This window comes from Frateuria sp. sgz306004, assembly GCF_057750885.1.
In genome coordinates this window covers 351543-376760 of sequence record NZ_JBYLFE010000005.1, presented here as the reverse complement: position 1 = coordinate 376760, position 25218 = coordinate 351543, and the positions used below count along the sequence as shown (strand labels likewise).

At 64.2% G+C, this 25218-nt stretch carries 21 protein-coding genes; 13 read left to right on the top strand and 8 right to left on the bottom strand.

From position 1 onward, the window contains the following. Window positions 1-116: 116 nt before the first annotated feature. Window positions 117-338 carry a hypothetical protein gene (locus AC3G2C_RS13105; RefSeq protein WP_488385056.1) on the bottom strand — a complete coding sequence of 74 codons (222 nt, stop codon included), beginning with the start codon at window positions 336-338 and terminating at the stop codon, window positions 117-119. Between the two features lie 587 nt (window positions 339-925). Between AC3G2C_RS13105 and AC3G2C_RS13100 the strand changes: the two genes are divergently transcribed. The 7 genes from AC3G2C_RS13100 (at window position 926) to AC3G2C_RS13070 (ending at window position 5969) form a co-directional block, all read left to right on the top strand. Beyond that, the gene (locus AC3G2C_RS13100) at window positions 926-1114 is read left to right on the top strand and encodes a hypothetical protein (protein ID WP_488385055.1); all 189 of its coding nucleotides are present in this window, start codon (window positions 926-928) and stop codon (window positions 1112-1114) included. A gap of 213 nt (window positions 1115-1327) precedes the next feature. Beyond that, a complete protein-coding gene (locus AC3G2C_RS13095; protein ID WP_488385054.1) occupies window positions 1328-1999 on the top strand; it encodes a class I SAM-dependent methyltransferase in 672 nt (223 codons plus the stop codon). Then, a complete protein-coding gene (locus tag AC3G2C_RS13090; protein WP_488385053.1) occupies window positions 1996-2322 on the top strand; it encodes a YkgJ family cysteine cluster protein in 327 nt (108 codons plus the stop codon). Before AC3G2C_RS13095 ends, AC3G2C_RS13090 begins: the two co-directional genes overlap by 4 nt. A gap of 556 nt (window positions 2323-2878) precedes the next feature. After that, complete coding sequence (locus AC3G2C_RS13085; RefSeq protein ID WP_488385052.1) at window positions 2879-3817, top strand: acyl-CoA thioester hydrolase/BAAT C-terminal domain-containing protein; 939 nt, start codon at window positions 2879-2881, stop codon at window positions 3815-3817. Window positions 3818-4034: 217 nt separating this feature from the next. Next, the gene (locus AC3G2C_RS13080) at window positions 4035-4394 is read left to right on the top strand and encodes a PadR family transcriptional regulator (RefSeq protein ID WP_488385051.1); all 360 of its coding nucleotides are present in this window, start codon (window positions 4035-4037) and stop codon (window positions 4392-4394) included. After that, window positions 4394-5314 (top strand): sensor domain-containing protein, encoded by a 921-nt coding sequence (locus AC3G2C_RS13075; protein WP_488385050.1) that lies wholly within the window; start codon window positions 4394-4396, stop codon window positions 5312-5314. Before AC3G2C_RS13080 ends, AC3G2C_RS13075 begins: the two co-directional genes overlap by 1 nt. 214 nt (window positions 5315-5528) lie before the next feature. Further along, window positions 5529-5969 carry a DUF1579 family protein gene (locus tag AC3G2C_RS13070; protein ID WP_488385049.1) on the top strand — a complete coding sequence of 147 codons (441 nt, stop codon included), beginning with the start codon at window positions 5529-5531 and terminating at the stop codon, window positions 5967-5969. A 15-nt stretch (window positions 5970-5984) separates the two neighbouring features. On the opposite strand, the gene AC3G2C_RS13065 is transcribed toward AC3G2C_RS13070, so the two are convergent. From AC3G2C_RS13065 to AC3G2C_RS13055, 3 genes are all read right to left on the bottom strand, one after another. Continuing rightward, on the bottom strand, window positions 5985-7187 hold the full coding sequence (locus AC3G2C_RS13065; protein WP_488385048.1) for a DUF1501 domain-containing protein: 1203 nt from the start codon (window positions 7185-7187) through the stop codon (window positions 5985-5987). 12 nt (window positions 7188-7199) lie between these two features. Beyond that, window positions 7200-8756 (bottom strand): DUF1800 domain-containing protein, encoded by a 1557-nt coding sequence (locus AC3G2C_RS13060; RefSeq protein WP_488385047.1) that lies wholly within the window; start codon window positions 8754-8756, stop codon window positions 7200-7202. A gap of 244 nt (window positions 8757-9000) precedes the next feature. Beyond that, window positions 9001-9288, bottom strand: coding sequence for a hypothetical protein (locus AC3G2C_RS13055; protein WP_488385046.1), 288 nt, complete (start codon window positions 9286-9288; stop codon window positions 9001-9003). Between the two features lie 106 nt (window positions 9289-9394). Here AC3G2C_RS13055 and AC3G2C_RS13050 point away from each other — a divergent pair, with 106 nt between their 5' ends. Further along, a complete protein-coding gene (locus tag AC3G2C_RS13050; RefSeq protein ID WP_488385045.1) occupies window positions 9395-10012 on the top strand; it encodes a class I SAM-dependent DNA methyltransferase in 618 nt (205 codons plus the stop codon). A gap of 4 nt (window positions 10013-10016) precedes the next feature. On the opposite strand, the gene AC3G2C_RS13045 is transcribed toward AC3G2C_RS13050, so the two are convergent. The 3 genes from AC3G2C_RS13045 to AC3G2C_RS13035 all read right to left on the bottom strand — a co-directional run bounded on the left by AC3G2C_RS13045 (window position 10017) and on the right by AC3G2C_RS13035 (window position 14981). After that, window positions 10017-11342, bottom strand: a complete 1326-nt coding sequence (locus AC3G2C_RS13045) for a carbohydrate porin (protein WP_488385044.1) — start codon at window positions 11340-11342, stop codon at window positions 10017-10019. Between the two features lie 107 nt (window positions 11343-11449). Next, on the bottom strand, window positions 11450-13282 hold the full coding sequence (gene typA / locus AC3G2C_RS13040; RefSeq protein ID WP_488385043.1) for a translational GTPase TypA: 1833 nt from the start codon (window positions 13280-13282) through the stop codon (window positions 11450-11452). A 301-nt stretch (window positions 13283-13583) separates the two neighbouring features. Next, entirely contained in the window at window positions 13584-14981 is a 1398-nt protein-coding gene (locus AC3G2C_RS13035) for a GntP family permease (RefSeq protein WP_488385042.1), read from the bottom strand. A 175-nt stretch (window positions 14982-15156) separates the two neighbouring features. On the opposite strand from AC3G2C_RS13035, the gene AC3G2C_RS13030 reads away from it, so the two are divergent. The 3 genes from AC3G2C_RS13030 to AC3G2C_RS13020 are packed head-to-tail and all read left to right on the top strand — an operon-like array spanning window position 15157 to window position 21763. Beyond that, window positions 15157-17376, top strand: a complete 2220-nt coding sequence (locus AC3G2C_RS13030) for a TonB-dependent receptor (protein WP_488385041.1) — start codon at window positions 15157-15159, stop codon at window positions 17374-17376. A gap of 21 nt (window positions 17377-17397) precedes the next feature. Beyond that, entirely contained in the window at window positions 17398-18417 is a 1020-nt protein-coding gene (locus AC3G2C_RS13025; protein WP_488385040.1) for an extracellular catalytic domain type 2 short-chain-length polyhydroxyalkanoate depolymerase, read from the top strand. 43 nt (window positions 18418-18460) lie between these two features. Next, the gene (locus tag AC3G2C_RS13020; protein WP_488385039.1) at window positions 18461-21763 is read left to right on the top strand and encodes a hybrid sensor histidine kinase/response regulator; all 3303 of its coding nucleotides are present in this window, start codon (window positions 18461-18463) and stop codon (window positions 21761-21763) included. A 94-nt stretch (window positions 21764-21857) separates the two neighbouring features. On the opposite strand, the gene AC3G2C_RS13015 is transcribed toward AC3G2C_RS13020, so the two are convergent. Next, window positions 21858-22514 carry a response regulator gene (locus AC3G2C_RS13015; RefSeq protein WP_488385038.1) on the bottom strand — a complete coding sequence of 219 codons (657 nt, stop codon included), beginning with the start codon at window positions 22512-22514 and terminating at the stop codon, window positions 21858-21860. A 150-nt stretch (window positions 22515-22664) separates the two neighbouring features. Here AC3G2C_RS13015 and AC3G2C_RS13010 point away from each other — a divergent pair, with 150 nt between their 5' ends. After that, window positions 22665-24512 carry a 3-hydroxybutyrate oligomer hydrolase family protein gene (locus AC3G2C_RS13010; protein ID WP_488385037.1) on the top strand — a complete coding sequence of 616 codons (1848 nt, stop codon included), beginning with the start codon at window positions 22665-22667 and terminating at the stop codon, window positions 24510-24512. Between the two features lie 158 nt (window positions 24513-24670). After that, a complete protein-coding gene (locus AC3G2C_RS13005; protein ID WP_488385036.1) occupies window positions 24671-25180 on the top strand; it encodes a peptidylprolyl isomerase in 510 nt (169 codons plus the stop codon). Window positions 25181-25218: the final 38 nt, after the last annotated feature.

Below are 25218 nucleotides of genomic sequence, written 5' to 3'. Positions count from 1 at the left end.
ACATGGACGCGTGGTTGTGACGAGAGCTGTTGCGCTCGACGCTTCGGTCGATCCGCCGTTGCCTGATTGGCTTGATGATTGCGTGGGATGCGAGCTTGCTGACAACGAGCCAGGATTCAATAGAGCCGGTAAGATTCGGCGTCCAAGACGTTGCGCTTATCGGACGACCCGCAAGCCAGTCCGGCGCAAATGGCGAGATCCTCGCTGCAAAAGCGTTCGCTGGTGACGCCAAAGCGTCCACGTATGGCCAGCCCGTCACGCAGCAAACGCCAACAACCGCGCCACTGTCCAATTGCATCTGGGCCGTCTGCCCAGGCATCGACAAAGATGATCGACACGGTGTTTTCCTCAGCAAGTGCACCGGACACTAGTCTCCTCGCATCATTAGTGCAACAGAGTGGCCTGTATCACACGTTTAAACTAACAACTTGGCGTCCATAAGGGCGTATGGTGGATGGGTCGCTCGTTTTTGGGCGCATCCGGATCCCTCCCGCTCAAGCAGAACCCATGGCGATCCATCCATTCAATGGCTTGAGTTGTAAGCAATGGGCTCTGCTGAGTGAGGTCGCAAAGCGGTGTCCGCTATCTGTGCGTTCCATCAGGCGCCTTGCGGATCTTCGGCGTCTTAGTGAGGAAGGTTTGGTCACCGTAGCGCAGATGCGGGTATGCGCCACGCGGCTCGGCATGGAAGCACTTTGGTATCACAACCTGCATTAGGGGCACGCTGATTTTGATCGTTATGCCAGCGATAGCTGGCGGTGCCTTTCGGCCATTGAGACGTGCCGCTTGCCATCGCAGGAATGACGATCAACGTGTCGCTTAATCGGGCGTTGCTTGGTCGATGTGCGTTCTTTCTTCCGCGTTGCTTTCTCGATTCCGAGGGATCGGCGTGGCCTCAGCGTTCGCCTGCTTTCTAGGAATCACTATGGTGCAACCCACCAAACCGCTTTCCCTTTCGCACATTCACGATGTCTATAGCGGTGCCACCAAGACGCGAGAGTCGGGTGATACCGAAAAGAGTTACAAGAAGACCGACCGTTTCACCCGAGAGCCGGGACACTCGGGCACGGCACCCAATCGCAGCACATTGCCACCGGGGCGCCGGCCGCGCTAAACGCTCATAGGCCAGGGTCGTCGCGTTGTTTGCGCGATCCTGGCCGGTGCGTGGCTTGGGTTTGGGCGCTTGAGGCGAACCATAGGCCCGGCATGGGTGTATGATGGCGGCGTAAGTACCGCCTCGCCTCGCGCGTCCTGTGTGACTACCTAACGTCATATGCTTCGCTCCCCCTCGCTTCGCCCTGTTCGCAGGGTCCCTCCGGGAGCATTCATGCCGGTCTATTCAACCCGTAACGAGCGGCTTTCCGTGGGCGGGCACACGTATCGCCTGCGAGTGCTGAGCGATAAGCAGCAATTTTCCGATGCCGACGGCCATCGCACGCGCATGGGCTTATCGACGGCGGAATGGGGGCTCTTTGGCCAGCTATGGCCGTCCGAGCGCCTGCTGGCCCAAGCCATGCACCGCTTCGCTGCCGATGGCAAGCGCGTACTCGAATTGGGTTGCGGTATTGGTTTGGCGAGTCTTGTGCTGCGGCGACGGGGCGTGGACATCGTCGCCACGGATGCACACCCGCTAGCCGAATCTTTTCTGGCGTATAACGCGGCGCTCAATGCGCTGCCGGTCGTCGACTATCGTCACCTGCCGTGGCGTGCCTCGCAGGCCTCCCTCGGCCATTTCGACGTCATTATCGCCAGTGACGTGCTGTACGAGCCTTCACAAGCGGTGCAGCTCGCGGATGTCGTCAAGCGACATGCTTACCCTTCCGCCGAGGTAGTCATTACCGATCCTGGTCAAAGCCATAGCGAGCATTTCAGCCAGCTATTGGCCGAACAAGGTTTCGTGCTTACCCAAGAGCGTTGTCCGATGGACGATCGCGATGCGCCGCCTTATCGGGGCCACCTTTTGCATTACCAACGAAGCTGGGAGGCTTCCAGCGTATGAACTCGCCAACCAAGCCGGCCAAGGGCGCCATCCATTGTTCAACTTGCGAGGCGGTGTGTTGTCGCCTCACGGTGGTGTTGCAACCAGAGGATCGCGTGCCCGATCACCTCACCACGTATTCGCCCGAAGGCCTGCACGTCATGAAGCGGGGCGAGGATGGCTGGTGTATCGCTTTGAACGGTGCGCGCATGAATTGCGGCATTTACGAAAGCCGACCATCGGTGTGCCGGCGGTTCGTCATGAAGGGGCCTTACTGCAAGGCCATCCGCGCCGAGTACAGTAAGCCCGCAGACTCCGACAAATCGTACGACCGGGCAGCCTAGTTTATTTCGCTTCACCCTCGCGCAGGCTCGTGCACTTCCAAGGGCCGGCCACTCACTACTACACGGAGCGCAACATTGGCAAAGACAAACTACACCTTCGAAAAGCGCCAGCGCGAGTTGGCGAAGAAGAAAAAGAAAGATGAAAAGCAAGCCAAGAAAGTGGCCTCGCGCGATGACGGCCACGTTGAAGTAAAGCCTGAAGTTTCCGGCAGCACGCGCGGGTAAGCGCGGGCTTCGCGCTTAGCGGTGGGGCAGACGCCGGCGCATGGCGATAAAAAGCCCGGTGCACGACCGGGCTTGCTTCCGAGGGTTGCCAGCCCTAAACCGCTTGCGTCTATCGACGTTAGCGGGGCCTTGAAGAACTAGGCACAGGCATCTTTCATGGCGCACCAAGCTCGCCAGACACATATTCGACTAGCTCGTTAGTGTTTTTGACAAAGGATGCGCGCGTATGTCGGCTCGAATAAGGTTTTTGGTTTACATGACCTAGCGCACATTGACGCTCGGTCTGCCCTCGGCTCTATTGCGTCACCACATCTTGAAACGGGGGAGACGCATGCAACGACGACTGAAGGGCTTCGTGGCGGCACTTGTCCTGTGCCTTGTCAGCACTAGCGGCGCGGCAAGCGCTTCGCCATCTGCACCCAATGGCACGCTGTCGCTTCAGGCGACCATGTTCTATCCCACGAGCGCTGCCCAGCGCCATCGGTTGCCCGGCGTCCTCGTGCTGGGCGGTGCCGAAGGAGGTGACGCGTGGGCGAAACAGGTGGCGAAGGGGCTATCGGAAAGCGGCTATGCGGCGCTGGCAGAAGCCTACTTCAGGGCGCCCGGGCTGGATGATCAGCTCATCGATATACCCGTGGAGCGTCTCCAGGCCGGCATCGAGCGACTGGTAAACGATCCGCGCGTGGATCCGATGCGCATTGCTGTTGTCGGCTTCTCAAAAGGCGCCGAGGCGGCGCTCGTGTTGGCGACGATGGATCCTCGCGTCAAGGCGGCTGTCGCGGCGTCGCCAACCGATGTTGTCTGGCAAGGTATCGACCGGAAGTCCGGGAAGGTCGCGTCGTCATGGACGTTGAGCGGCAAGCCGCTTACCTATGTCCCCTTCGTATCGTGCGGTGACTGTCATTCGCTTGGCGCGCTGTACACCGCAAGCCGAGAGCGCACGCACGAACTCAACACAGCCGCTATCCCAGTCGAGAAGATCCATGGCCCCATCATGTTGATCGCCAGTTCGAGCGATGCGGTGTGGCCATCCGCAACGATGGCCGATGCCATCATGAAGCGACTGCGGGACCACTCATTTCTTTACAACGTTACGCGAGCTGATTATCCGAATGCTGGTCATTTCAGTTTCGGTCCTCTCGCCGAGAAGGACGCTGCTGGAGACGCCGGCCTTGGTGGCGGGACCGCTGAGGGCGTGGTTGCCGCACGCCGAGACTCATGGGGTAAGGTCGTTGGGTTCTTGCGCGGAGCACTTTCCGAGAACCCCTAGCTCGCGAAGGCGTGGCAGCATGTCAGCAAGGCGCTAGGTGGGGTTGGGTCCCCGGGAACACCGAATCAATACGTTCAACGTCGGTGGTAGCAATGACTGCGCGGCTCATTGGCACGTCCAATGGGCCGCCACCCCCAAGCCATGACTTCATACCCATGCACTAGTGTTAACTGAACACTATGCTTCACTCCAAGCTAAGTAGCAGTGCGGGTGGGGCGTGGACGAGAACGGCCATCTGAAGAAGTTCCAGAAGGAGCTTTCGGCGGGCACGGTGTCGCTGGTGTTGCTGGCGGTGCTGGGGCAGTCGCGGCAGCCTATGTATGGCTACCAGATCGCCAAGCGTCTGGAAGAAGTGGGCGAGGGTGTGCTTGCGGGTAAGCAGAGTGCTTTGTACCCGGTGTTGCGCAACCTCGAAGGGGCAGGTTTGTTGGCGAGCGAGGTGGAGCCTTCCATCAGCGGGCCGCCGCGACGCTATTACCGCGTAACCAAGCAGGGTCGTGATGTGCTGCGTGACTGGGTGGATGCCTGGACGGCCACGCGCGACTCGGTCGATGCCGTTTTGCAAGGAGGGGTGTGATGAATACGCCACGTACGATTGCCGAGTATCTGCGGCAGTTGCGGGAAGCACTGCGCGGGGCCGATCCGGCCTTGATCCAGGATGCGCTGTACGACGCGGAGGAACACCTGCGCGCGGAGCTTGCCGAGAACCCGCAGCGCAGCGAGGCGGAGATGCTGGCCCATGTAGTGGGCACGTATGGCGCGCCGGAAGAGGTGGCGGATATCTACCGCGACCAGGAGATCAAGATTCAACGCGCCCTGCGGCCGCCACCGCCGCCCAAGCGCCGCTCTCTGCTTGGTCGTTTCTTTGGTGTGGCGGCTGATGCCCGCACGTATGGCGCCCTGTTCTATATGTTGTTGGCCCTGGCGACAGGCATTTTCTACTTCACCTGGGCAGTCACGGGTTTGTCGCTGTCGATGGGGCTTTCGGTGCTGATCATCGGCCTGCCTTTCATTGTGCTGTTTTTCGGCAGTGTGCGTGTGCTGTCGCTGGTGGAGGGGCGCATTGTGGAAACCATGTTGGGCATGCGCATGCCGCGTCGTCCGGTGTATCGGGCGGAGCCGCGTGGTTTGCTCAAGCGCATCGGCAGCATGTTCACCGATGTGCATACGTGGACCACGCTTTGCTATATGTGGTTGATGCTGCCGCTGGGCATCGTCTATTTCACGCTGGCGGTTACGCTGTTGTCCGTATCGGTAGCGTTTGTGGCTTCGCCGATTGCCTTTGCCTTGCGGAACGCCTCGGTGGGGCAGTTTCTCTTCGACGGCTCGCCGATGATCAACTGGGGCACGGGCTTTCACGAGATCAACTGGTTCGACGTGATTGGCCTTTGCATGATCGGCATTGTGTTGCTTTTCACCACGCTGCATCTGGCGCGCGCGCTTGGCATCATGCATGGGCATATCGCCAAGCACATGCTGGTGCCGCGCGAGGGTTGATGCTTGCTGCCTAAGGATGCTCTGATTTTGATCGTCATCCCAGCGAAAGCTGGGATCCATAGCCTGTAAATGCTTGAAGATAGAGGCACTGGATGACCAGCCTTCGGCTGTTGAAAAGCCCCTCCTGCTCTCGCCCCCTTTTTGGGGTTCGCAGGAATGACGAGCAAAATGTCGTTTAATCAGACCATCCCTAACGCCATGGGAGGCATAGGCCATGCGGTTGCTGGAAGCATTTGCCGGTGAGTGGGCTGGCGACGAGGACATCGCCACTACGCGCTGGGGCCAGGGCGGCCCGGCGCGGGGTTTTATCCAGGCGCGTTGCCAGTTGGGTGGTCGCGTGTTGGTACAGGATTATCGCGAGGAGCGCGATGGCAAGGCGGCGCTGCAGGCGCACGCGGTCATCGTGGCGGGCGATGAGCTCAACGAATACGCGCTGTATTGGTTCGACAGCTACGGCTTTACGCCCACGGCACCGGCGCCGGGCGTGTGGGATGGCCAGCGACTTACGTTTGTACGTAGCTCACCGCGCGGGCAGACGCGACATGTCTACGCGTTGCAGGGTGAGGATGTTTTCACCCTGCGCCTGGAAAGCTCGTTCGATGGTGGGCAGCATTGGGAGCCGGTGATGACCGGCTCGTACCGGCGCATGGCCTGAGCGCTTTCGCCTGACTCACACCAACTGCAAGTCGTGCGGCCGGGCGCCGGGGAACACGGTTTGCAGCTGGCTGCCGGAGAGACCCCACATGCGCCCCATCAACCCGCCGAGCATGTCGCGGTAGTTGGTGAGCACGGGGTAGTCGCGGTTTTGTAGCAGGCTCTGCGCGTTGACGGCCACTTGTGCGCCGGCGATGCGACCGCCATTCACCTTGCCGCCCAGCACCCAGTACACGGTGCCGTGGCCGTGGTCGGTGCCTTTGTTGCCGTTCTCGCGGAAGGTGCGGCCAAACTCCGATACAACCACCACCACGGTGTTGTTCCATTCGTCGCCCAGTGCGTCGGCATAGGCGGCGAGGCCCTTGCCGAGGTTGCTCAGGTTGTTGGCGAGCGGGCCGCTGGTGCTGCCTTGGTTGACGTGGGTGTCCCAACCGCCTACGTCGATAAAGCCCAGGCGATATTGGTCGCGCATCATGGTGGCGATGCGTTGGGTTTCATCGGCAAAGTTCTTGGCGTTGGCGGCGCCGCGATTGGCTTTCATCATTTCGTCTTCCAGTTCTTTGGAGACGCTCTGGCGCAGTTCCAGGCCATCGGCGGCGGCCGCTGCCAGCGTGGTCCCGCGATACATGCCGGCGAGAATGCCGGATTGGCGATCGTCGAACACCGGCTTGGTGTTGCCGCGCAACGAGATGTTGGGCACATCGCGGCCGCTGCCTTGGAAGCTCAGTGGCAAGGCATCGGTAAACGCAATGGCGGGCACGCTGCTCATCTGGCCGGAGAGGCGGCCGAGGAAGCCGGAGCGGAAGTTACTGCGCTCGCCGGTGGCTTCGCCCGATTCGATGTTGTCCTGGGTTTCGAAGTGGCTGCGCGAGAGGTCGTCGGTGCCGGCAAAGGGCACGAAGGCGATCTGGCGCTTTTGCCACAGCGGGTAGATGGAGTCGCGCAGCACCGGGTTAAGGCCCCAGTCGTTGGTGAGGCCGATGGCGCTGTTGGTGTTGTACGGATCAGGCTTGGCGATGGCCAAGGTGGGGCGCGACTCGTAGTAGAAGTCACTGCTGTAGGGAACCAGCAGGTTGTTGCAGTCATAGCCGCCGCGCAGGAACACGAACAGCAGGCGCGGGGAGTTGGCCGGTGCGGCAAACAGCTTGCCCGAGAACGACAGCGCGGGGGCGGCAACGGCGGCCGTGGCGGCGGCGAGCAGAAATTCGCGGCGATTCATGGCGTATGTGCCTCAGCGGTAGTTGAAGTCGGGCGAGGAGAGCAGGAAGGTGTTCCACTCCTGCTGCGAGGTGGCCTTGGCCAACGCATCGCGCGTGGAGGGGCTCAGGCGCGTGTCGAAGGTGTCGTAGTACAGGCGCGTGGTGAGCATCGGGAAGTCGCCGCCCGTCTTGGGCTGGCCTTCCGGCGTGAGCAGGCGGTTGTTGCCGGTGCCGATGGCATTGGCGATTTCAAAGCGCTTGGCCATCTGGCCTGAGCTGGACCAGCCGCTGCCGTCCAGCGGCCAGCCATCGGGCGTGAGTCGCCCGAACACGGGTTCGCCCAGTTGGTTCATCCAGTTGAGCAAGGGCTTGGCGTTGGCGATGGGTTTGCCGTCGTAGGCCATGCGCACGGAGGACGACACGAATTGCATGGGGTCTTTGAATTTTTTGCCGTAGCTGGCGGCGAGTTCCTTGGATTCGAACATGGTGCGCAGCACCTGGGCGATGTCGCCGTCGGTGTGCTGGAAGGTCTTGGCCATTTTGGCGACCAGCGCCGGCGGCGGGTTGTCGGCCACAAAGTACTCGGCGAGCTTGCGGGAGATGAACTGCGCGCACGCCGGCTGGCGGGTGATGAGGTCTACGGCCTTGGTCACTTCGTCAAAGCCGCTGCCTTTGATGGTTTGGCCCAGCAGTATTTTGTCGCTGTAGTCGTGGCGGTTGGGGTTGAATTCGAATAACCCCTTTTGCACGAACATCTGGGCATAGCGCGGGTGTTCGCGCAGGGCGGGGCGGTCGCGCAGCGGTGAGATGCCCGAGCCGGTAAGGATAAGCGCAAGCTGCTGCACATCCTGCTGGGTGTAGCCCGAGCCCACGCCCAGTGTGTGCAGCTCCATCAGTTCGCGCGCGTAGTTTTCGTTGACGTGGCCCTTGGCGTTCTGGGCGTTGTCCAGAAACTCCAGCATGGCCGGGCTTTCCAGCGTGGCCATCACCAGGTCGCGGAACTTGCCCAGCGCGTGCGGACGAATGGTGTTCTGCATGTAGTCGTTGACGACCCAGCGCACGCGGCCCTTGGCGCCATACACACTGAAGTGGTTCAGCCAGAACCACACCATTTGTTCCTTGAGTTGGTTTGGCCCGTAGATGGCGTGCAACATTTCGATCTGCTGGGCTTGTTGCAGCAGGTCGTTGGCGTGCTGCTGTTGCGCTTTCTTGGCGGCGGCCTTGTCGTCGCCGTCGGGCATGCTCTTGATCTTTTCCTGCTCGTCGCGAAGGTTGAGCAGCAGTTGTTCGGTGGGCGTGTTCGCCACTTCGTAGCTGTTGATCAACGCACTGATGGGCGCGGGGAGCGTGTCGCCGTCGCGGTCATCGAGCTGTTCGTCGAGAAAACGCGAGCGGCCCAGTTCGCGGTAGCGGGCTACGGTGGCACTGTCCAGGTCGAAGGTGTCGCGGCGCAGCCACTCAATGTCGTCCTGGCTGAGTGGGCGAGCATCGCGGGCCATGGCCGCCGCGGGGCCCAGCATCAACATCACGCCAAGGGCGACCCATGCAGGGCGGAAGCGGGCAGAGGGCTGTTTCGGCGTGTCGGGCATGCGTCAGGTTCCTGGTGACAGGGGTGAACGACGTCGTCGGCTCGGCAGTGTGAACGCGGCAGACGGCGCGAGGCTGACGCGCGGAATGTGAACTGCGGCGGTTGTTGGGCACCGATTCATGCGCCGAGGCCGCCAACGTGGTCATTTCGTCAACTCGGCGCAAGGAAGGTGTGCGCAGTGCCGTGGGAGCCTTCGTGCACGGCACGGCGTTACGGCGCGTGGCGCGGGGTGGCAGGCGTCACGCTCAGAATTCGTCGAGAAACTCGACGACGGCGCCGAGTAACGAGGCTTCCACCTCGGTCACGGCGCGTACCGCGTCCGCATGCAGTTCGTCGGCCGCCTGCACTTCGATCAGGAAGACATCGGTACCGTTGTCGTCGGTGAGGTCGGTGGAGCTGGTGTCGTCGCGGGCATAGGTTGCCTGATCGTCCAGTTCCTCCACGTGCTCGATACCGTCGATGCCGTGCAGGATGGCGATCAGCGTGTCCGCGTCGTCGCGGTTGGCGGTAAGTCGAATGCGGATCGTGGGCATGGTGGGCGGCTCCCAGGTTCCAGCGTACTCATGCTGCCGCGTGGCATGTTCAGATCAGGTGATCGGCTCGCCTGGGCTACCATGCACGTTTTGCCGGAGATGCCCCGTGGCCAAGATTTACGACCGCGCCTATTTCGACAAGTGGTATCGCCACCCCGACCATACGGTGGCGTCGCCGGCTGAACTCAAGCGCAAGGTGTCGCTGGCCCTTGCCCAGGCGGAGTATTACCTGGGGCGCCCGGTGCGCACCGTGTTGGACGTGGGTTGTGGCGAAGCGCCCTGGCGTGCGCCACTGCGCGCGTTGCGCCCCGGCATCGAGTACCAGGGACTGGATGCCAGCGAGTATGTGGTGGCGCGTTTTGGGCGTAGCCGAAACATTGGGCTGGCGCGTTTTGGGCAGTTGGAATACCTGCGCTTCGATCATCGTTTCGACCTGATCGTATGCACGGACGTGCTGCATTACCTCAAGCCCGCCGAGATTCGCGCGGGGCTCGGCGGCATCAGCGACATGCTGGAGGGCGTGGCGTTTCTGGAGGTATTCACCAACAAAGATGGCGTGGATGGCGACCTGGAGGGTTTCCATGCGCGTGCGCCGTCGTGGTATTTGCGAGCCTTTGGCGAGGCGGGGCTGCTGCCGTGCGGCTCGCACTGCTACCTGGGGCCGCGCCTGGAGCGTCGCGTGGCGGCGCTGGAGCGCGCGCAGTTGCCGACCAAGGTGCGTTGAGGTTTCAGAATTCCAGATGTGCGCGCAGCCCGACGAAGCGCGCGGGGCCACGGTCGCGGTTGTAGCCGGGGTTGTGCACCAGTTGCAGGTCGGGGCTGAGCGTGAGGTGCGCGAGCGGGGTGACGTTGTAATACGCCTCCAGGATCTGCTCGCGGCCGTAGCGCAGCGCGCCATCGCCCAGCACGAAGCCGTCGCCGCCCAGGGCCAGGTAGTCGCGATGATCGCGCGATAGCGCGTTGATGCTCACCGCCACGGCAAAGTGATCCTGCGGGCGGCCCCAGTGCGTGCCCGAGAGCTGGAAGCCGCCGCTGACGGTGCGATCCACTTCGGTGAACACGAAGGATTCGGTGCGGCCGTTGTTCCAGCCCGCGCGCATGAACAAGCCGGTATCGCCGTTGTCCGCGAGCGGCAGTTCGCCGTTGAGGCCGAAGCCATACTTGATGCGGCCGGGTTGGTCGTTCGCGCGTATGTCGGGCACCTGGCCGGTGGCCAGCGCCTGTGCGATTGCCTCGCGATAGATGCCCATGTTGGCGGTGTTGCGAAAGGCGAGAAGGCGCAGCGCCCAGCCCTGTGGGTCGGGTTGCACGGTTAGCTCCACCTGCTGGCCTTGCGCCTGGCTTAGCACGTGGATCAGCGTTTGCCCGTTGGCCGCGGTGGGCATGCGGTAGATGCCGTAGCGCAGGGTCCAGGTGGGATTGACCCAGGCGAGCATGAGGCCTTCGGTGTAGCCGCGCGTGTCGGCGGCGAAGTCCCATGCGGTATTGTTGAACAGCGCCCAGTTCATGAACTGCGTGCGTGTGCTGCCGGCGTAGCGGTTCTTGTCGAAGTCGTCGTTCACGGCCATCTTGCCGACCTTTACTTCAAGGCGGCGGGTGGCTTGCTGTTCGGGTAGTTGATCCTGCGCGCGTTCCACCGGGGCGGTGTCGTCGCCGAGCGGCAAGGTCCAGCGCAGGTAGCGACGCGCCACGTAGGCGCGTTTGCCCAGCGATACGGTGCCGGAGCGGATCACGTCGCCATTGGTGAGGCCGGCCAGGCCGGTGGCGCCGGATACGCCTTCGCCCTTGAACATTTCCATGTCCAGGTAGAACTGCAAGTGCGCAGGCAGCGCGACGCCAACGTAGGCGCCAAAGGTGTGGGAGCGCGCGGCGTCGCCTTGCGGGCGCAGGCTCATGTCGCCGGAGTAGGGCGCGTGCAGCGAGTCCTGGTGCTGGTCGACGAAGGTGTATTGCGCACCCAGCCATTGCGGCACCCAGAGGGCAGGTTCCTCCGCGTGCAGCGCCAGGGGCGCGAGCAGCAGGCAAAGCGCGGCGTGGAGTCGGGCTAGACGCATGCGAGGCAGGCCGTGGGTAAAGGTGGCGAACGATGGCGCCCGATGATGGCACGCCTCAAACAAAAGGCCGCCAAATGGCGGCCTTTTGTGGTGATGCGCTGAGAGGATCAGCCCGCGGAGCGGGAGGCCTTCTTGCGATCGTTTTCCGTCAGGTGCTTCTTGCGCAGACGGATTTCCTTCGGGGTGATTTCCACCAACTCGTCGTCGTCGATGAAGTCCAGGGCCTGCTCCAGCGAGAACTTGATCGCCGGGGTCAGCTGGATCGCGTCGTCCTTGCCCGAGGCGCGCATGTTGGTGAGCGGCTTGGGCTTGATGGCGTTGACGGTGAGGTCGTTGTCCTTGGCGTGGATGCCGACCAGCTGGCCTTCATACACCGAGTCGCCTTCGGCGGCGAACAGCTTGCCGCGCTCCTGCAGCGGGCCAAGCGAGTAGGCCGGGGTGGTGCCGCTGGCGTTGGCGATCATCACGCCGTTGGGGCGCTTGGCGATCTGGCCTTCTTCCTTCGGGCCGTAGTGGTCGAACACGTGGAACAGCAGGCCCGAACCCTGGGTGAGGGTCTTGAACTGGTTCTGGAAGCCGATCAGGCCACGCGCCGGGATCATGTACTCAAGGCGCACGCGGCCCTTGCCATCGGGCTCCATGTTCTTGAGCTGGCCCTTGCGCATGCCCAGGCGCTCCATCACGGGGCCCTGGTGGATTTCTTCCACGTCCACCACCAACTGCTCGATCGGCTCCATCTTCTGGCCGTCGATTTCCTTGATGATCACTTCCGGACGCGATACGGCCAGCTCGTAGCCTTCGCGACGCATGTTTTCGATCAGCACCGACAGGTGCAGTTCGCCACGGCCCGACACGAGGAACTTGTCGGCGTCCGAACCCTGCTCGACCTTCAGGGCCACGTTGTGCACCTGCTCGCGGTCCAGGCGGTCCTTGATCTGGCGGCTGGTGAGGAACTTGCCGCCGGAGAGGTCCTTGTTGCCGGCGAACGGGGAGTTGTTCACCTGGAAGGTCATGCTGATGGTCGGCTCGTCCACGGTCAGCGCCGGCAGCGCTTCGGGCGCGTCCAGGGCGGTGACGGTGTCGGAGATGGTCAGCTCCTGGATGCCCGAGATGGCGACGATGTCACCGGCCTCGGCGCTGTCCTGCTCGATGCGCTCCAGGCCGAGGAAGCCCAGCACCTGCAGCACCTTGCCCTGGCGCTTCTTGCCTTCGCGGTCGATCACGGCCACCGGCATGTTCTTCTTGAGCGTGCCGCGCTGGATGCGACCAATGCCGATCACGCCGACGAAGTTGTTGTAGTCCAGCTGGCTGATGCGCATCTGGAACGGGCCTTCCGGGTCCACGTCCGGCTTGGGCGCGTGGTCCATGATGGCCTGGTACAGCGGGGTCATGTCGCCTTCGCGCACTTCCGGGTCGAGGCTGGCGTAGCCGTTAAGGGCCGACGCGTAGACGATCGGGAATTCCATCTGCTCGGGCGTGGCGCCCAGGCGATCGAACAGATCCCACACCTGTTCCACCACCCACTCGGGGCGTGCGCCGGGGCGGTCGATCTTGTTCACCACCACGATGGGCTTGAAGCCCATGGCGAAGGCCTTCTGGGTCACGAAGCGCGTCTGCGGCATCGGGCCGTCCATCGCGTCCACCAGGATCAGCACGGTGTCCACCATCGACAGCACGCGCTCCACCTCGCCACCGAAGTCGGCGTGGCCTGGGGTGTCGACGATGTTGATGCGGTTGCCCTGCCAGGTGATGGCCGTGTTCTTGGCCAGGATGGTGATGCCGCGTTCCTTTTCCTGGTCGTTGCTGTCCATCACGCGCTCGGCCAGCACGGTGCGCTCGGAGAGCGTGCCGGACTGTTTCAGCAGCTGATCGACGAGCGTGGTCTTGCCGTGGTCGACGTGGGCGACGATGGCGATATTGCGCAGATTTTCGATGGACATGAGTTTGACTCGGGCGGCTCGTGGCCGTCGCGTAGGGTTTTGAAAGGCGAATCGGTCAATTATACGGGCTTATGTGACAGCTTGCTTGAAGTCACCTACGCATCCGTCAATGAGAATCCGCTGATTAGGCGATGGGTCGAAGGGCTTGGTTCAGCTTTTTGTGCATAGCTGTTTGATTATCAAGCCTATTTCTTTTCGGCCTGGCAGCCTGTGGTTCATTTGCTTCCGTTCAGGCAAAGAAAAACGGCCCGCTGGATCGAGCCAGCGGGCCGTGCGGGGAGGCAAGCGGTGGGTGGTCGGGTCAGACCAGGCCGGTGAAGCCGTAGACGGCGATCACCACGAACACGGCCACGGTCTTGATGACCGTAATGGCGAAAATGTCGCGGTAGGACTGGCGATGGGTCAGCCCCGTTACGGCCAGCAAGGTAATCACCGCGCCGTTGTGGGGCAGGGTGTCCATGCCACCGGAGGCCATGGCCGCCACACGGTGCAGCACTTCCATGGGAATGCCGGCGGCCTGCGCGTTGTGTATGAAGGTTTCGGCCATGGCGGCCAGCGCAATGCCCATGCCGCCCGAGGCGGAGCCGGTAGTGCCGGCCAGCGCGGTCACCGTCACCGCCTCGTTCACCAGCGGATGCGGGATGGCGTGCAGGGCGTTGGCGATGACGCGGAAGCCCGGCAGCGCGGCGATGACCGCGCCAAAGCCGTATTCGGACGCCGTGTTCATGGAGGCCAGCAGGGCGCCGGAAACCGCTACTTTGCTGCCCTCGGCGAAACGCTGCACCACCGGACGCCAGGCGAACAGCAGCACGCAGGCAATGCCGGCAAGCAGCGCGCCTTCCACCGCCCATATCGCGGCGACCTTGGTTACCTCTTGCACCACAGGCTTGGCCTCGCCGATCACCGCGGGCGCGAACGAGTGGCTGGCACCGTACAGCTTGGGAATGGCATCGCCCAGCAGCTTGTTGATCACGCCGACCACCACCAGCGGCAGCAGGGCCACCAGCGGGTGCGCCAGCTTGCCACCTTCGAACGGTGCCGGCTCATTGACCAGCGAGCCGCCATAACCTTCGCCAGCCGCTGCCGCCTTGCGGCGTCGCGATTCCAGGTAAGCCAGGCCTACGGCCAGAATGAAAACGCCACCCAGAACACCCAGCCACGGTGCGGCCCACGCGTTGGTACCGAAAAAGGCGGTGGGAATGATGTTCTGGATCTGCGGCGTGCCCGGCAGCGAATCCATGGTGAAGGTGAACGCGCCTAGCGCGATGGTGCCCGGGATAAGCCGCTTGGGGATGTTCGACTGGCGAAACAGCTCGGCCGCGAACGGATACACCGCAAACACCACCACGAACAGCGACACGCCGCCGTAGGTGAGCAGCGCGCACACCAACACGATGGACAACATGGCGCGGCTGCGCCCGACCAGGCCGATGGTGCCGGCCACGATGGCCTTGGAGAAGCCGGACAGTTCGATCAGCTTGCCGAACAGCGCGCCGAGCATGAACACGGGGAAATACAGCTTGAGAAAGCCCACCATCTTGTCCATGAACAAGCCGGTGAACATGGGCGCGACCAGCGATGGGTCGGTGAGCAGCACCGCGCCCAGCGCCGCGATGGGCGCGAACAGGATCACGCTGTAGCCGCGATACGCCGCCAACATCAGAAAACACAGTGCGGCCAGCACGATCAAAAATGCCATGAGTCGATTCCCGGGACGCCCATCATGGGCATCATTGGGCGGCGAGTATCCAAAGCTGCACCCGGCGGCGGCACTGTACCAAGGTACAAGTGTGGCCCGCGATGGGGCTGCCTAAGCTCCACGGCATTCGGCGTCCTGCGTCCGCGGGAGGCGACAAAACGAGGGGATGGGGGATATGAAGCGCACGCACCTGAGTCTGGCGATCGGTCTTGCTGTAGGTCTTTCCTGCTTTGCTGTGGCGCACGCGGATGACGCGCCGCAAAGCACCAGCACCACGGCCAAACCCTCAGAAGCCAAGCAACTGGAGGGCGTGAAGGTCACCGCACGCAAGCGCGAGGAAACCCTGCAGGACGTACCCATCGCCGTCAGCGCGTTCACCGCGCAAAGCCTGTACACCCAGAACGTGCAGAACCTCGGCGACCTGCAGGGCAAGGTGCCTTCGCTGCAGGTGTACGCGGCGCGCGGCTCCAACACCACGCTCACCGCCTACATTCGCGGCGTAGGCCAGGCCGACCCCACCTGGGGCTTCGATCCGGGGGTGGGCATTTACCTGGATGATGTCTACCTGGCGCGCCCGCAGGGCGCCTTGCTCGACGTGTTCGACACCAACCGCATCGAAGTGCTGCGCGGCCCGCAGGGTTCGCTGTACGGCAAGAACACCATCGGCGGCGCGATCAAGTACGTGTCCAACCCGCTGCCCACCCAGACCCAGGGCGCGGTGGAAGGCACGGTGGGCACGCACGGCGAAAAGGACATCAAGGCCAACGTGGCCGGCGCCACCAGCGACGGTGTGTGGCGCGGCCGTATCGCCTACGCCAGCGAACATAACGATGGCTTTGGTGAGGACGTGATCACTGGCAGCCGTAACGGCAACAAGAACACCAACGCCGCGCGCGCATCGCTGGGCTTCTTCCCGTCCAATGATTTCAACGCGCAGTTCACGGTGGATGGCCTGCGAGACAATTCCAACCCGCGCGGCGCCAAGATGCTCGTCGCCAACAAGTTCGACCCCACGTACGCGCCGCTCTCCAGCGATTTCGACACGCGCAGCGGCATGCCGGCACTGAACCAGACCAAGCTGTGGGGCACCGGGCTCACCCTCAACTGGATCGCCAGCCAGGAGTGGACGCTCAAGTCGGTGACCGCGTATCGCGGCTCCTCCACCAACACCGATATCGATTTCGATACCTTGCCGGAGAAGATCGCCGACGTGTCGGCGGTGTACAAGGATCACCAGTTCAGCCAGGAGCTGCAGGCCAACTACGACAGTGGCGGCAGCGTGCACGGCGTGTTCGGCCTGTACTACTTCGACGGCACCGCCAAGGGCGCCATCCACAACATCTTCCTCGGCTCGCCGCCGTACTACCCCCTGTATTCGCTCTACGGCAGCACTGGCGGCAGCATCGGCACCAAGAGTTATGCCGGCTACGGCGACTTCACCTGGGACATCAGCCCGCAGTGGAGCCTGGACGTGGGCCTGCGCTACACCAACGAGAAGAAGACCGCGCTGATCCAGAACTACGCGTTCGCCGATGCTACCTTCACCACGCCGGTGGCGACGCTCGCGAACTTCAATGGTTCGCACACCTCGCACAACCTGTCGCCCAAGGTGTCGCTGGATTACGCGGCCAGCGACCAGATCAAGCTCTACGCCAGCTACAGCGAAGGCTTTCACTCCGGTGGCTACAACATCCGCGCCAACTGCTCGGCCATTCCGCAGTCGTGCCGTCCGATCGCCGACGAAAAGGTGCAGTCGTACGAGCTGGGCAGCAAGATGTCGTTTTTCGACGATAGCCTGATGATGAATACGGCGTTGTTCCACAACGTGTATTCGGACATCCAGCTCTCGGTGTTCACCTCCTACACGCTGCCCAACGGCACGCAGGGCTTCTTCGGTGATTTCACCAATGCGGGCAAGGGCCATATCGACGGCCTGGAAGAGGAGTTCGCCTGGAAGCCGGCGGAGAACTGGACCTTCAGCGGCAATTTCGCCTACCTGCACACCAAGTACACGCAGTTCCTCAGCAGCGGCGTGAACATCGCCGACCAGCAACGCTTTACCAATGCGCCCAAGTGGTCCGGCGGCCTGAACCTCGAACACACCATTCCGCTGGACAACGGCGGCAGCATCAGCGGTCGCATCAACTACACGTACCAGACCAGCGTGTATCCGGAGACCACCTTGTCGCCGCTGATCATGCAGCCCTCGTACGGCTTGTGGAATGCGGGCTTGATCTGGCGCATCAACCAGCCGTGGACCCTGAACCTGCAGGGCACCAACCTGGCCAACAAGTCCTATCGCACCACCGGCTACAACATTGCCTCGCTCGGCATCGTCACGGGTTTCTACGGTGCGCCGCGCATGGTCACGCTGTCGGCTCGCTACACGTTCTAACCTCTACCGCAGGAGAAGCGCATGCGCCGTCTGGCCAGTCTGTTGTTCGTCATGGGTTGGCTGGCCGGCGTCGCGTGCGCCGACGAGGCGGCGCCGTTGCCCCGGCTCACGCTGGACCCCGCCCGCGTCGCGGTGGCGGGGCTGTCCTCCGGGGCCTATATGGCAACCCAGGTGCAGATGGCCTATCCGGAGTGGTTCCCCTCCGCCGCACTGGTGGCGGGTGGCCCGTTCGGTTGCGCGGCGGGGCGCCTGGATCTCGCGCTCAGTACGTGCATGAAGGGCGTGCCCGCGCCCGACGCCGCCGCGCTCGCCACGCGTGCCACGCAGCGAGCGGCCTCCGGTGAGATCGGTCCATTGAAAGACCTGGCACACGGCCGGGTCTACGTGCTGCACGGCAAGGACGACGCCGTCGTGTCGCCGGTGGTGGCCGGTGCCGCCGCGCAGTTCTACGAGCACCTGCGCGAGGACACGCCGGCGCTCAAGAGTCTTCAGGTGCATGAGGATGGCGCGCGAGCGTTCGCGCACAACCTGCCCATTGCCGCCGCAGGCGATGATTGCGACAAATCGGTATCGCCTTTTTTGGGACATTGCGGCTTTGATGCGGCCGGCGAAATCTTTGGGCAGATGTTCGGCAAGTCCGCGCGAGCGGCGGGTGCCGCCAAGGGCGAGCTGCGCCGCTTCAACCAGGATACGTATCGCCCGGATGGCGCCGATGCATTCATGGCGAGCGAGGGCTATATCTACCTGCCGCCCGACTGCGTGGCCGGCAAACGCTGCGGCCTGCTGGTGGCCTTTCATGGCTGCAAGCAGAACGCGGACACCGTGGGCGAGGCGTTCGTGAAGGATGCCGGCTTCAATCGCTGGGCCGACGTCTACGATGTGGCGGTCCTGTATCCTCAGACCCGCGCAAGTACCGCGCCTTTGAATCCGCAAGCATGCTGGGACTGGTGGGGATATTCCGGAGCCGATTACGACAGCCGCCAGGGCGTGCAGCTGCGCTGGCTGGTCACGGCCGTGAAGGCACTGGGTCTTTCGCACTGAGGCATGGCGTGCACGCCCGTAACGGCGTAGCGGGTGGGTTTTCGTGCTGACCGGCGCCACCATCACCACGGCGGGGCTGATCTGGCTGGGCTTGCTGTTCGGCGTGGCTCTGGTGGGCGAGCGCCGGCCGGCGTGGTTCGAACGACGCTGGGCGGTGGTGTATGCGCTGTCGCTGGCCATCCACTGCACCTCGTGGACGTTCTACGGCACGGTGACGCAGGCCAGCCGTTCTGGCTGGTGGCTACCACCGACCTTTGTCGGCGCGATCCTCATGTACATCTTCGCCATCGGCGTATTGCGGCGGCTGGTGCAACTGGCGCGCGACTACAACGCCGGCTCGCTGGCGGACTTGATCGCAGTGCGATTGGGCCGCCATAGCGGGCTCGCTGCGCTGGTGACGGTGGTGGTGCTGATCGGCATCGTGCCGTACATCGCACTGCAACTTAAGGCGGTGGCGATGAGCTACGGCATGCTCAGTCGCGGCCAGTTGTCCGAAGCCGACCCCTGGCAGGACAGCGCACTTTATGTGGCCCTGCTCATGGCCTTGTTCGCGATGCTGTTCGGTACGCGCCGTGCCTCGGCCATGGCGCATAACCGTGGCTTGGTGCTGGCCATGGCGTTCGAGTCGCTGTTCAAGCTGGGCGCGATGCTGGCGCTGGGCACCTTACTGCTGTCGCCGACCAGTCGCACGTTGATGGCGAGCGCGCCCGTACAGCACGACAGCAATGGATTTCCCGCGCTGATTCTGCTTGGCGCGTTGGCCATGTTCACGCTGCCGCATCAGTTCCATGCAGGTGTGGTGGAGTGCCGCGACAACAGTCATCTGCGCACGGCGCGCTGGTTGTTTCCGCTGTACATGCTGCTGATCTCGCTGCCGATCCTGCCGCTGGCCAAGCTGGGTGATGCGTGGCTTGGCCCGGGCGGCGTGCCGTCGGATCTGTACGTGTTGGCGTTGCCGCTGGCGCGCGGCGAACACGGGTTGGCGCTGGTGGCTTTCTTGGGTGGCCTCAGCGCCGCCACGAGCATGGTGGTGGTGGCGACGCTGGCACTGAGCTTGATGATCGTGAACCACTTCATCGCACCGCTGCGCGTGCGCGCGGGTTGGGGACGCGACGAGCAGGGCGACCTGCGCGGCGAGGTGCTCAACCAGCGTCGCGTGGCGATTCTCGCGGTGATCCTGCTGGCGTGGGGCTATAGCCGCGTGCTTGCGCGCAACGATGCGCTGGCCGACATCGGCGCGATTTCGTTCTCCGCGTTGGCTGGGCTGGCACCCGCGCTGCTGGTGGCGATCTATCGCCCGCAACTGGGGCCGCGCGCGGTCGCTGCCGGCCTGGCCGTGGGCACGCTGGTGTGGTTGTACGTGTTGCTGCCCACCATGCAGGCGCATCACACGGCGTGGTTGCGCGAAGGACCGCTGGGGGTGGCATGGCTGGCCCCGCAAGGTTTGCTTGGCCTGGGCGATTGGAGCACGTTGGGTCGTGCGGTGGTGCTCAGCTTGTTGGCGAACGTCGCCACCATGTTTCTGGTAGCGGGTTCGCGTTACGGCCATGCGCCGCACGCAGCCAGCGTGGGCGATCTGGGCGTGGCCGAGTTGCGCGCGCTCGCCATGCGCTTTCTGCCGGTGGATCGTGTCGCCCACTTGTTCGACGATGCACCGAGCGTCGGCGTGGCCGGACACACGCGCGTTGCGGCGGTGGAGCACGACCTGGCGGCGGTGATCGGTGCTTCGTCCGCACGCCTGTTGTTGGAGCTGGTGCGTCAACAAGGGCGCGCCGAGCTGGACACCGTGGCCGCCATCGTCGACGAGGCCGCGCAAGATCTTCGCTTCAACCAGCGCGTGCTGGAGGCGGCGCTGGAAAACATGAGCCAGGGCATCTGCGTGGTGGATGCGGACTTGCGCCTGGTCGCCTGGAATAGTCGCTACGCGAGCCTGTTCGGTTATCCGCGCGACTTGCTGCACGTGGGGCGGCCTGTGGCCGACCTTACGCGCTACAACATCGAGCGCGGCATGATCGGCCCCGGTGAGCTGGAGACGCGCGTGCAGCAGCGCCTAACGCACATGCGCGCCGGCACGCAGCATTTGTCCGAGCGGCGTTTTCCCGATGGCACGGTGGTGGAGATTCGCGGCAACCCGATGCCGGGCGGCGGGTTTGTCGCCACGTTTACCGATGTGACGGCGTTCCGGCGCGCCGAGGCGGCGCTCAAGGCGGCCAACGAAACCTTGGAGTTGCGCGTGGCCGAGCGCACGCGCGAACTGGCCGCCGCCACCGACGATGCGCAGCGCGCCAACGCGGCCAAGAGTCGTTTCCTGGCGGCCGTAAGCCATGACCTGATGCAGCCGCTGCACGCGGCGCAATTGTTCGCCCATACCTTGGTGGAGCGCGGCAGCGACCACGCCACCGGGCGACACCTGCACGGCGCCCTGGCCGCCACCGAAGGCCTGCTCGCGGGCCTGCTCGACATGGCGCGCCTGGAATCCGGGCGCTTGCAGGCGCAGCCGCGCGACTTTGCGCTAGCCGACGTGCTCGACCCGCTGGCGGCCGAGTTCAGGGCGCTGGCGGCCGATCGCGGCATTCGCTTCGACGTGGTGCGCACCCGCCTGTGGGTGCATTCGGATCCGCAGCTCTTGCGTCGCGTATTGCAGAACTTTCTTTCCAACGCCTTGCGCTATGCGGAGGGCGGACGCGTGCTGCTTGGCTTGCGTCGCCGCGGCACGCAGTTGCGGTTGGAGGTGTGGGACAACGGGCCGGGCATTGCGCCGGCAGAGCAGCATTTGATCTTCGAGGAATTCCGGCGCGGCAGCGCGGCGGGCGGTCAGGGGTTGGGTCTGGGCTTGTCCATTGCACAGCGCATGGCGGCGTTGCTCGATCATCCGTTGGGGCTGCGCTCCTGGAGCGGTCGCGGCAGCGTGTTCCAACTGAGCGTGCCGCTCGCCCAGGCGGCTGCCACGCCCATGCAGGAGGTGATGCAGCCGCAGCCGTTGCCGGCCGGGCGCGCGTTGGTGCTGGATAACGAGCCCGCGGCGCTTTCGGCGCTGAGCGTGTTGCTCACCGGTTGGGGTTGGCAGGTGCACGCTGCACGCACAGTGGAACAGGCGCAGGCGGCACCGTGGCCGGCGGATCTGCACATCTTCGACTATCACCTCGATGCGGGGCGCACCGGATTGGATGTGCTGCACGCGTTGGGCGAAGCCGCGCGTGACGTGCCCACCGTGATTCTCACGGCCGATCGCGATGGCGAATTACGCCAACGCCTGCTCGATCGCGGTATCGGCGTGCTCTACAAGCCGCTCAAGCCGCTGGCGCTGCGCCAAGTGTTGCAGCGTGTGGTGGTGGCGCGGCGATAAGCCTTGCGTTGGATCGGGCGGGTCATGGCCGCCCTTGCGGAATGACGGGCCAAACCAGCGCAACGCGGGCTACGTGCCAATCGAGAACAGGTGCTTAGGGGCGCGCGCTGTCGCCCAGGTCCAGCGAACGCAACAACACGCCAGCCTGCGTGCGGTTGCGCACGCCGAGCTTTTCGAAGATGGCGGTGACATGCGCCTTGACGGTGCGTTCCTGGATGGTCAGCCGGTCGGCGATCTGCTTGTTGAGCAGGCCTTCGCCGAGCAAGGCGAGCACGCGGTACTGCTGTTCGGTGAGGCGGGCAAGGCGGCCGGCCAGATCCACGTCGGCCGGGTCGGCGGGCAGTGCGGCCACGGCTTGCGCCAGTTCCTTGGGCAGCCAGCTGCCGCAGTCCAGCACCTGGCGGATCGCTTGGGCGATATCGCCGGGGCTCGCGCTCTTGGGGATATAGCCGGCGGCGCCATGATCCAGCGCGCGACGTACCGTACGCGGTTCCTCATGCGCCGATACCACCAGCACGGCCACGCCAGGGTGCTGTCCCCGCAGCGTGGCGAGCCCCGAGAGCCCTTGGCTGCCCGGCATGTGCAGATCGAGCAGCACCAGGTCGATATCGGCATCGTTGGCCAGTGCGTCGAGCACGCCGGCGAGGTCGGCCGCTTCCACCACGCTGCAATCGGCCACGCTCTCGCTGGCCGCTTGGCGCAGTGCAGCACGGAACAGGGGGTGGTCGTCGGCAATAAGCAGGCGTGTCATGGCCGACGACGTTAGCGGGGCGCGCGGTCGGCGTCGAGGTGCGAACGGCATATTCGCTGCAACGGCCCGCCTCCTCACCTCGCCGTGTCCTGCCTTGTGCTGGACTTTCGTACGATGGTGAGCTTGCTCCCGCTTGCTATGGTGGACGGCATGATCAATCGCATCCCCCGTTGGATAGTGCTGCTCGCGCCCTTGGTGGCGTCCTGTGCCGGCACGCCCGCGACCAAGGAGTCCGGCATGCACAACCCTGATTTCGTGCGCGGCGAGGTGCGTGTCACGGAGCACCGCGATGGCGACGACTTGCTCAGCGCGGGCTTGGGCCTGGCCGGGCTGGCCGGCGCGCCCGCGCCGTTTGCGCATCCCGCGCAGCCCACGCCGCAAGAGTTGCGGCGCCGGGCCATTCAAACCAGTTGGAAGGGCATCGCCGACCTGGGGCCGCAAGGGGGCTACGGGAAAGTGTATGGCGCGGTGCCCACGGTACCGGGGCGCGAATACCAGGCATTTGCCTGGATACCCGGCGCGCACTCGCCGCACCGCGTGTTGTTGCAGGTGCCGGATCAGTTCGATCGCACTCATCGCTGCCTGGTGGTGACGGCGTCCTCCGGGTCGCGCGGCATCTATGGCGCCATTGCGCTGGCCGGCGCCTGGGGCCTGCCGCGCGGCTGCGCCGTGGCCTATACCGACAAGGGCACCGGCGCTGGTTATTTCGACCTTGCCACCGACACTGGCGTAAAGCTGGACGGCACGCGCGCGCATCGCGGCGAGGCCATGCTGGAATTCGAGCCACAGGCGGGTGGCCCGCGCGAAGGCGTGGCCGTCAAGCACGTGCATTCGGGTGACAACCCCGAGGCCGACTGGGGCCGCCATGTATTGCAGGCTGCCCAGTTCGGCCTGGCCATGCTCGATCGCGCGTTCCCCGACCAGGCGCCGTTCACGGCAGAAAACACGCGCATCATCGCCACCGGTGTTTCCAATGGCGGTGGCGCCGTGCTGCAGGCGGCGGGGCTGGACGATACACACCTGCTCGCGGGCGTGGTGGCGTTGGAGCCCAACGTAAACGTGCCGGGGCAGGGCCGCACGCTGTACGACTACGCCACCGATGCTTCGATCTGGCTGCCTTGCGCCTTGATGGATGCGCGCTTCGATCATGCACCCATGGCGCGCACGCCCAAGGGCGAAACGCCGCCCGCGTGGGCGCAACGTTGTCACCAGTTGCATCAGCATGGCCTGGTCAGCGGCACCAAGGTAAGCGCGCAGGCCGCCCAAGCGTATGAGCACCTGCGTGCCGACGGCTGGACCGACGAGGCGATGGCCACCGCGGCATCCACCACCGCGCTGGATTTGTGGCGCGCCGTAACGGCCGGTTATGCCTCGGCCTATATGCGCAAAGGCCCGGGCGACATGCCCTGTGGTTTCCACTACGCGCTCACCGGCAAGCCCGATGAAGCCGCGCGCGCATCCTGGTGGGCCGATGCGTCCGGCATCCCGCCGGGCAATGGCGTGGCCCTGCTGGGCGGCACCGATCACTCGGAAGATCCCAGCTTGCCGGGCGCACTGTGCCTGCGCTCGCTTTGGGAGGACACCGATGCAAGCACCCAGGCGTTGCGTGACGGGGTGGCCGCCACCCAAGTGAAGCCGCCGCGTGCAAGCTTGCCGCTGTGGGTCGTGCATGGCGCAGCCGATGGCCTGCTGCCCACCAGCTTCACCTCCGAACCCTATGTCGCATGGGCTCGCGCCAAAGGTGCCCACCCGCTGTATTGGCGGGTGCCTTACGCGCAGCATTTCGATGCGTTCCTCGCCATCCCCGGCTTCGGTGACCAGCATGTGCCGCTGTTGCCCTACGGCTACGCAGCACTGGATCGCCTGTGGGTCCACCTGTTCCAGGGGGCGCCCTGGCCGGCACTGGTGCCCACGCCCAGCCCCAAGCCGCGCGGTGCGGGTGCGCTGACGGCGGAACAACTGGCGCTGCCAGCGCCGTGGGTGCCTGGCCCGGGGTAAGCGGCAGGCTCGGTAGGGGCCAAGCGCCTGCTTTCGGCCCCTATAGGCAGTGCCGAGAGATCGCGAACCGGCGCTGACATCGACGTGACCTGGGGTATCCTTGGCGGCCCGCAGGGCGCCTGTGGCGGCGTGCTGCTTTTGAAAAACAAGGATTTCCGATGACCATCAACGTCACCATGACCACCAACCGCGGTCCGATCCACCTGCGCCTGCACGATGACAAGACCCCGGTGACGGTGGCCAGCTTCGTCAACCTGGCGCGTCGCGGTTATTACGACGGCCTGCCGTTCCACCGCGTGATCGCCGACTTCATGATCCAGGGCGGTTGCCCGGAAGGCAGTGGTCGCGGTGGCCCGGGTTATCGTTTCGAGGACGAGTTCGACGCCTCGCTGCGTCATGACAAGCCGGGCGTGCTGTCGATGGCCAACGCCGGTCCGCGCACCAATGGCAGCCAGTTCTTCATCACCCATGGCGCCACGCCGTGGCTGGATGGCAAGCACAGCGTGTTCGGCGAAGTGGTGGGTGCGGCTGACCAGGCGGTGGTCGATGCCATTCGCCAGGGCGACACCATCGAAACGGTCACCGTGGAAGGCGACGTCGATGCACTGCTGGCCGCCCAGGCCGAGCGCGTGAAGGAATGGAACGACGTGCTGGATCAGCGCGCCTGAGCGCCAACGTCCACATGACGTGAACGAGGCCGTCGCTC

Excerpts from the sequence above, each read along its gene's own strand:
- AC3G2C_RS13100 (WP_488385055.1), top strand. The coding sequence starts at position 926 with ATGGTGCAACCCACCAAACCGCTTTCCCTTTCGCACATTCACGATGTC.
- AC3G2C_RS13095 (WP_488385054.1), top strand. The coding sequence starts at position 1,328 with ATGCCGGTCTATTCAACCCGTAACGAGCGGCTTTCCGTGGGCGGGCAC.
- AC3G2C_RS13090 (WP_488385053.1), top strand. The coding sequence starts at position 1,996 with ATGAACTCGCCAACCAAGCCGGCCAAGGGCGCCATCCATTGTTCAACT.
- AC3G2C_RS13085 (WP_488385052.1), top strand. The coding sequence starts at position 2,879 with ATGCAACGACGACTGAAGGGCTTCGTGGCGGCACTTGTCCTGTGCCTT.
- AC3G2C_RS13075 (WP_488385050.1), top strand. The coding sequence starts at position 4,394 with ATGAATACGCCACGTACGATTGCCGAGTATCTGCGGCAGTTGCGGGAA.
- AC3G2C_RS13070 (WP_488385049.1), top strand. The coding sequence starts at position 5,529 with ATGCGGTTGCTGGAAGCATTTGCCGGTGAGTGGGCTGGCGACGAGGAC.
- AC3G2C_RS13065 (WP_488385048.1), bottom strand. The coding sequence starts at position 7,187 with ATGAATCGCCGCGAATTTCTGCTCGCCGCCGCCACGGCCGCCGTTGCC.
- AC3G2C_RS13060 (WP_488385047.1), bottom strand. The coding sequence starts at position 8,756 with ATGCCCGACACGCCGAAACAGCCCTCTGCCCGCTTCCGCCCTGCATGG.
- AC3G2C_RS13055 (WP_488385046.1), bottom strand. The coding sequence starts at position 9,288 with ATGCCCACGATCCGCATTCGACTTACCGCCAACCGCGACGACGCGGAC.
- AC3G2C_RS13045 (WP_488385044.1), bottom strand. The coding sequence starts at position 11,342 with ATGCGTCTAGCCCGACTCCACGCCGCGCTTTGCCTGCTGCTCGCGCCC.
- typA (WP_488385043.1), bottom strand. The coding sequence starts at position 13,282 with ATGTCCATCGAAAATCTGCGCAATATCGCCATCGTCGCCCACGTCGAC.
- AC3G2C_RS13035 (WP_488385042.1), bottom strand. The coding sequence starts at position 14,981 with ATGGCATTTTTGATCGTGCTGGCCGCACTGTGTTTTCTGATGTTGGCG.
- AC3G2C_RS13030 (WP_488385041.1), top strand. The coding sequence starts at position 15,157 with ATGAAGCGCACGCACCTGAGTCTGGCGATCGGTCTTGCTGTAGGTCTT.
- AC3G2C_RS13025 (WP_488385040.1), top strand. The coding sequence starts at position 17,398 with ATGCGCCGTCTGGCCAGTCTGTTGTTCGTCATGGGTTGGCTGGCCGGC.
- AC3G2C_RS13015 (WP_488385038.1), bottom strand. The coding sequence starts at position 22,514 with ATGACACGCCTGCTTATTGCCGACGACCACCCCCTGTTCCGTGCTGCA.
- AC3G2C_RS13010 (WP_488385037.1), top strand. The coding sequence starts at position 22,665 with ATGATCAATCGCATCCCCCGTTGGATAGTGCTGCTCGCGCCCTTGGTG.
- AC3G2C_RS13005 (WP_488385036.1), top strand. The coding sequence starts at position 24,671 with ATGACCATCAACGTCACCATGACCACCAACCGCGGTCCGATCCACCTG.